Raw genomic sequence first — 6,483 nt, 5'->3', positions numbered from 1 at the left:
GGGGGAGAGGAGGGCATATTTTATGAATCGGCAAGACTTTAAGGCTATTTTAAGGCTCCTCTCGGACTTTTGCAGAAAGCAGAGAAAAATCGTTGCAAGCATGACGTGTACGGCTGTGCTGGAGGCGGTGCGCCCTTACATTACAGTGGTGCTCATGGGCTTTTTGCTGGATCAGGTGTATGCAGGCGTACAGCTGGGGGTGCTGCTTGGATATGTCCTGACGGCGCTTTTGGTGAATATGCTTCTGCAGATGCTGCAGGCTTGGACGAGAGAGAGCTTTAACCGGAAAAATGAATATATCAAGGAGATTGAGGCTGGATATCTCAACGAGAAGGCTTTGAAAATGGATTATGAATATCTGGAGGATTTTCATGTGCAGGAGCTTCGGTTCAGAGGACAGAATCATTCCTCCTTGGGCACAGTGGGCTGGATGCTGTATCACCTTGAATTTTTAATTACCTCCGTAGTATCCATTTTTATTTCCCTTTGTATTCTGCTGCCGCTGTTTGCAGAAAAAAGCGGAACCAGTCAGGGCTTTATTGCCTCCTGGCAGAGTGCGGCGCTTCTCTTTTGCCTGTTGGGGGCTATGATCATGTTTAATTACAAGCTGAGCCTTGGTTATACTGCGCGGTTAAAGGAAATGGAAGATGATATGGCCAGGGAATACAATCAGCTGGATTATTATATGGATATCTTGTCCAGACCTGACGCCCAGAAGGATCTGCGTATTTACGGACAGCAGAAGATCATTTTGGAGGATACGGGAAAAAGCGCTGAGAGGATGAAACAGGGCGAGAAGGCCCAGACAAGACTGTTTGTGAGAAAACAGCTGATCGGCAGAAGCCTTTCGGATTTATCCGGCCTGCTTGTGTATCTGTTTACCGGCCTGAGAGCCTATGCGGGAGTGATTTCTGTGGGCGGCGTGGTCACCTACGCCTCCAGTATCCTGCAGTTTTCCAAGGCGGTGGCCAGACTTGCGGATTCTATGGGATATATGAAGCAGGTGGCTCTTTATGCAAGGGATTACGGGGAGTACATGGATTTGGGAAAGGGGAAAAAGCAAGGCGTAAAAAAGCTGGAGGAGCCTGGAGAGGGCAGATTTTCCGTGGAGTTCGAGCATGTGTCCTTCCGGTACCCGGGAAGCGAGGAATATGTGCTTCGGGATCTGAATCTGAAGCTGGACATTGGAAAACGGATGGCTGTCGTAGGGAAGAACGGCTCTGGAAAGACCACCTTTATCAAGCTGCTCTGCGGACTGTATGACGTGACGGAGGGCTGTATCCGGGTAAACGGCGTGGATATCAGGGAGTATGACCACCAGGAATACTGCAGGCTTTTTTCCGTGGTGTTTCAGGATTTTAAGCTGTTTTCCTTTCCCCTTGGGGAAAATATTGCGGGAAATACACAGGCGGATGAGGGAAGAGTGAAGGACGCCTTGGAACGGGCGGGCTTAGGAGAGCTTCCGGAAAAGCTGGAGGATGGAATTTATACTTATGTGGACAGGGAATTTGATGACACAGGGGTGATCTTTTCCGGCGGGGAAAAGCAGAAGATAGCCATTGCCAGAGCCATCTATAAGGACGCGCCCTTTGTGATTATGGATGAGCCTACCGCAGCCCTGGACCCTCTTTCAGAATGTGAGGTTTATGCAGGCTTTGGCAGGACGGGTGGTTCAGCGGGGCAGCCATCTTGAGCTGGAAAAGGAGGAAGGGCTGTACCGGGAGCTGTGGAATGCCCAGGCGCAGTATTATCAGAGCTGAAAAGGAGAGAGAAAGGATATGCAGATAGACAGAGAGCGAGCAAAAAGTGCCTTTTGGGCGTATGTAAATGGTTTTGACGTGCAGAAGGATATGATCCGGCTTAAGGTGGAGCACACCTTCAGGGTAAGTGAATTATGTGAGGAAATCGCCGATTCCTTAGGACTGTCTAAAGAGGACAGAGACCTTGCATGGCTGATTGGCCTGCTTCATGATCTGGGAAGATTTGAGCAGCAAAGGAGATATGGAACCTTCAATGACGCCCTTTCCATTGATCATGCCAGGTACGGGGCTGAGCTTTTGTTTGGGGAAGCTGAGTCCGCCGTAAGCATCCGGGATTTTGTAGAAGAAGACAGCGAGGACGGGCTGATACGGACTGCCGTTTTTTATCACAGCGCCTACCGGATTCCTGAAAATCTGGATGACAGGACGGCAATGTTCTGCAATATCCTGCGGGATGCGGATAAAATAGATATTTTAAAGGTAAATGTGGAATTTCCGCTGGAGGAGATTTATAATGTGAGTACAGAGGTGCTTTATGGCGAACAGGTTTCCCCCCAGGTGATGGAAAGCTTTTTTGAGGGACATGCGGTGCTGCGGAGCCTGAAAAAGACGGCGGTGGATCATGTTGTGGGACATATTTCCCTGGTATTTGAGCTGGTCTACCCAAAAAGCACAGAGATTGTAAAAAAACAAGGGTATCTGGAGAAGCTGCTGCATTTTCCCTCCAAGAATCCAGTGACCAGGCAGCAGTTTGCACAGATACGGGAAAAAATGAAATGAGGTAAAAATGGACGTAGAAGCAATTTTGAAACAGGTGGATGAATATTACGGAGAAAACAAAGGACAGGAGGCGGAGCGGCTGCTTAAGGAGAGCGTTTCCCAGGCCCAGAGGGAGGGGGATGACAACAGTCTCCTTTCGCTGTTAAATGAGCTGATCGGCTATTACAGAGAGACCAGCCGCACAGAGGACTCCTATGAGGCGGCTGGGCAGGCCCTTCATCTGGCAAGACAGATGGGACTTACGGACAGTATTCCCTATGCCACAACCCTGTTGAATGCGGCGACGGCTTACAGGGCCGGGGGAAGCCTCCAGGAATCTCTGGACTGCTACAGGCAGGCCAAGGAGGTTTATGACAGACTGCTTCCTGAGGATGATATGCTTAAGGCCAGCCTGTACAATAACGTAAGTCTTTTGTATCAGGAAATGGGAGAGTTTGAAAAGGCGGGGCAGTGCCAGGAGAAGGCTCTTATGATTGCGGAAAAAAACAAGGCGGCGTATGAAGCCGCGGTGAGCAGGGCAAACCTTGCGGGAACCTGTCTGAACCTTGGGCAGGACGAGGCGGCATTTGCCTATGCGAAGGAAGCTGCAGAGGCTTTTCATGAAATGGGCGTGGAGGACACCCATTATGCGGCGGCCCTCTCCGCCATGGGCACCTACTATTATAAAAAGAAGGAGTACGCCCGGGCTGCGGAGACATTCAGAAAAGCCATGGACAGGATAGAGGCAAGCCTTGGGAAGAATGAGCATTACAGAAGGCTTGCGGAAAATGCTTCCGTCTGCGAGGCGGCAGCGGCCAGGGAGGATGAACAGGGACTTGTCCTGTCCAGAGAATATTATGAAACCTATGGCAGACCTATGCTGGAACAACAATTTGCCCCGTACAAGGATAAAATTGCAGCAGGGCTTGTGGGGAAGGGCTCGGACTGCTTCGGCTTTGACGACCGGTATTCCAGAGATCACGACTGGGGGCCTGATTTCTGCCTCTGGGTGACGGAGGAAACCTACCAGGAGATAGGGGAGGCGCTTTCTAGGGCCTATGAGAGCCTGCCTGGAGAGTTTAAGGGCTTTCAAAGGGTGGTGACGGATACCGGCCGGGGAAGAAGAGGCGTTATGACCATTTCCGGCTTTTACAAAGGGCTGCTGCAGGCGGAGCGCTACGAGGACATCGATTGGAGCAGTGTGCCGGATGCGGCTCTTGCGGCGGCGGTAAATGGAGAGGTTTTTGTGGATCAGGAGGGGATTTTCTCTCAATTCCGCCAAAAGCTTTTAATGGGATATCCGGAGAACATAAGATATTTGAAGCTGGCGGAGAGCAGCGCCCGCTTTGCCCAGACGGCCCAGTATAATTATGGAAGAATGAAGGGGCGCGGGGATCAGGTGACGGCCCGTATCATGCTGGCGGATGGCGTCAGGGAAGCTATGAAGCTGCAGCATTATATAGAAGGGAAATATCCGCCCCACGATAAGTGGCTTTATAAAAGCACCCTGCTGCTTTCTGCCGGGGAAGCCTTGTGCGGACTGCTTGCGGGGATTCTAAGAGAAAAAAACCCGGAAGAGCTGATCGAACAGACAGGGGCTTTTCTGGCAAAGGAGCTGTATGACAACAGCTTTCTCAGCGATACGGATTCCTATCTGGATGCCCATGCCCAGGAGCTGGTATATAAGGCGGGCATCAGCGTAAAAAGCGATGAGGAGCTGGTGGAGGAGATTGCCAGACTGGAATTCGAGGCCTTTGACAAGGTGCATAATGTGGGGGGAAGAGCCAGCTGTCAGAACGACTGGCCCACCTTTTCCATTATGCGCAAAAGCCAGTATCTCACCTGGAACCGCACCATGCTTCTGCAGTATTTATATGATTTCCGCCGGGAATACGAAAGAGGACATAATCTGATTGAGGAAAAGTATGGACGTATGATGGAGAGCACCGCCCCCGGGGAATATGAAAAGATCAAGGATCATTTTCCGGCACTTTCCCAGGAAAAGAAGCAGATCATCGAGCAGATTGTAAAGCTTCAGGTGGGATGGATGGAAGAATTTTCCCAAAAGTATCCCCATCTTGCACAAAACGCAAGAAGCGTCCACACCTATGACGACAACCTCTATAATACCTCCTATGAGACCTACCTTAGGGGGGAGCTTGGCACCTACTCCGACAAAATGCTGGAGCTGTACGGACGGTATGTGGTGGAATATGCAAGGGAAAACAGAAATCTTACCTTTGACATTATGACAAACAGCGTGAAACTTTACGGCTATGCGGATTTAGAGGCGGCTGAGGCGTTTATGAAGCTTTAGCATAAAATACTCCGAAATGCACATAATACCTGTCAGATACCGATAAGGCTAGAGCTGATAAGGCTTGCATGGAAAAAAGGAGAGTGTGCTATGGATATTGGAGGAACCACCGGAGAAACCGGATTTCCTTTTGGGGAACTGCCCCTGGGCTTTGGAATGGCCCTTGCTAGGAACGAACCGGCTCTGCGAGGCTACGCCGGGCTGACAGAAACCGAGAAGGAGCATTTGATCCTTCGCTGCAAAGACGCGCGGTCCAAGGAGGAGATGGAAAAAATTGTAAATTCTCTGGTGCCGGGCGGAGACTTAAATTCCGTTGTGGCCACGGAAAAAGAGATGGAAGAGGGAATCGGAAGCGGGGACAAGCTGCTTTGACCGCCTGCAGGAAAATGGCGGAACGTTTCCCGAAAAAGAGGCGTGAGAAAGGACGGCGGATGGTCAACACCATCCGCCGTCTATTGTGATAATCTGTCCTGTCATATAGGAAGGAGCCTGGGCGGTCTGCAGGATGAGAGCGGCAGCCTCTTGGGGCGTTCCCAGTCTGTCAGCGGGAATTTCCCTTTTTAGCGCCTCCAGCTCTTCCTTGGAAAAGCAGGCGTTCATGGAAGTGTCAATCACTCCGCAGGCCACTGCGTTTACCTGAATATTGCTGGGAGCCAGCTCCTTTGCCAGCGCTCTGGTGAAGGCGTTTACCGCCCCCTTGGAGGCGGAATAGGCCACCTCCATGGAAGCGCCCACGCTGCCCCAGACCGAGGAGACGTTGATGATTTTCCCCGAATGCTTTTTCAGCATCAGGGGAATGGCATATTTGCAGGTGTAAAAGCAGGAATCCAGGTTTACGGCCATAAGCCGTCTCCAGTCCGCCGGGGACATTTCAGATAAAAGCCCCACATAGGAGATACCCGCATTGTTGATTAACACATCCAGTGTGGAAAGCCCTGAAAACACCTGGGCCACCTCTTCTATATTGCCCATATCGGCCCTAAGCGGCCTGTAACAGCCTCCGTACTGTGCAGAGAGCTCCTTTGTCAGCGTCACAAGCTCCTCCATGGACTTGCTGCAGGTTAGAAGCAGCGAATAACCGGCCTCTGCAAAGGCTTTTGCGCAGGCCCTTCCAATGCCTCTGGAGGCTCCGGTGATCAGGGCGGTTTTGGGAGGATCTTTTTTTTCTTGTAAAAACGGTTCCATAGTACTTCCTTTCCCGGGTGCCGTAAAGACATCCATTCTTCTCTATAGCCTATCACATGCAGCCTTGCTTTTCCAGATAAAAACTGCTACACTATGAAAAGACAGGAAAATATCGGATTTACCGTATGTCAGAAGGGAGGCACAGTTAAGAGAAATGTATGATTTAATTATTATCGGTTCGGGCCCCGCAGGTCTTTCAGCGGCCATTTATGGAAAGCGAGCCGGACTTGATACCCTGGTGATAGAGAAAAATCCCATGAGCGGAGGACAGGTGCTGACCACCTATGAGGTTGACAATTACCTGGGAATGCCCGGGATCAACGGATTTGATATGGGAATGCAGTTTCGGGCACATGCGGATAAGCTGGGAGTGGCCTTTAAGGAAGCTGAGGTGGAGTCTGTTGAGGATAGAGGAAGCTATAAAATTGTAAAAACAAAAGAGGAAGCGCTTGAGACGAAAAC

Annotated in this window: 6 protein-coding genes; 5 read left to right on the top strand and 1 reads right to left on the bottom strand. The window is 50.7% G+C overall.

From position 1 onward, the window contains the following. Positions 1 to 22 precede the first annotated feature (22 nt). The 4 genes from AC1WIP_RS09615 to AC1WIP_RS09600 all read left to right on the top strand — a co-directional run bounded on the left by AC1WIP_RS09615 (position 23) and on the right by AC1WIP_RS09600 (position 5,208). Positions 23 to 1,693: an ABC transporter ATP-binding protein gene (locus AC1WIP_RS09615; RefSeq protein ID WP_481141637.1), complete on the top strand. Its 1,671-nt coding sequence runs from the start codon at positions 23 to 25 to the stop codon at positions 1,691 to 1,693. A gap of 85 nt (positions 1,694 to 1,778) precedes the next feature. Further along, complete coding sequence (locus AC1WIP_RS09610) at positions 1,779 to 2,540, top strand: HD domain-containing protein (RefSeq protein WP_481141636.1); 762 nt, start codon at positions 1,779 to 1,781, stop codon at positions 2,538 to 2,540. A 7-nt stretch (positions 2,541 to 2,547) separates the two neighbouring features. Beyond that, positions 2,548 to 4,836, top strand: a complete 2,289-nt coding sequence (locus AC1WIP_RS09605) for a DUF4125 family protein (protein ID WP_481141635.1) — start codon at positions 2,548 to 2,550, stop codon at positions 4,834 to 4,836. Positions 4,837 to 4,926: 90 nt separating this feature from the next. After that, positions 4,927 to 5,208: a hypothetical protein gene (locus AC1WIP_RS09600; protein ID WP_481141634.1), complete on the top strand. Its 282-nt coding sequence runs from the start codon at positions 4,927 to 4,929 to the stop codon at positions 5,206 to 5,208. 63 nt (positions 5,209 to 5,271) lie between these two features. Here AC1WIP_RS09600 and ymfI read toward each other — a convergent pair whose 3' ends face one another. Further along, positions 5,272 to 6,021: an elongation factor P 5-aminopentanone reductase gene (gene ymfI / locus AC1WIP_RS09595; RefSeq protein ID WP_481141633.1), complete on the bottom strand. Its 750-nt coding sequence runs from the start codon at positions 6,019 to 6,021 to the stop codon at positions 5,272 to 5,274. A 154-nt stretch (positions 6,022 to 6,175) separates the two neighbouring features. Here ymfI and AC1WIP_RS09590 point away from each other — a divergent pair. Beyond that, the coding region (locus tag AC1WIP_RS09590; protein WP_481141632.1) for an NAD(P)/FAD-dependent oxidoreductase at positions 6,176 to 6,483 on the top strand (308 nt) is incomplete at its 3' end.

The sequence above is a fragment of the Acetatifactor sp. genome, assembly GCF_982438285.1.
Note: the sequence above shows the minus strand (reverse complement) of the source record. Positions and strands in the feature narration are given on the sequence as shown.

Coding starts and splice junctions, on each gene's coding strand:
- AC1WIP_RS09615 (WP_481141637.1), top strand. CDS start 23: ATGAATCGGCAAGACTTTAAGGCTATTTTAAGGCTCCTCTCGGACTTT.
- AC1WIP_RS09610 (WP_481141636.1), top strand. CDS start 1,779: ATGCAGATAGACAGAGAGCGAGCAAAAAGTGCCTTTTGGGCGTATGTA.
- AC1WIP_RS09605 (WP_481141635.1), top strand. CDS start 2,548: ATGGACGTAGAAGCAATTTTGAAACAGGTGGATGAATATTACGGAGAA.
- AC1WIP_RS09600 (WP_481141634.1), top strand. CDS start 4,927: ATGGATATTGGAGGAACCACCGGAGAAACCGGATTTCCTTTTGGGGAA.
- ymfI (WP_481141633.1), bottom strand. CDS start 6,021: ATGGAACCGTTTTTACAAGAAAAAAAAGATCCTCCCAAAACCGCCCTG.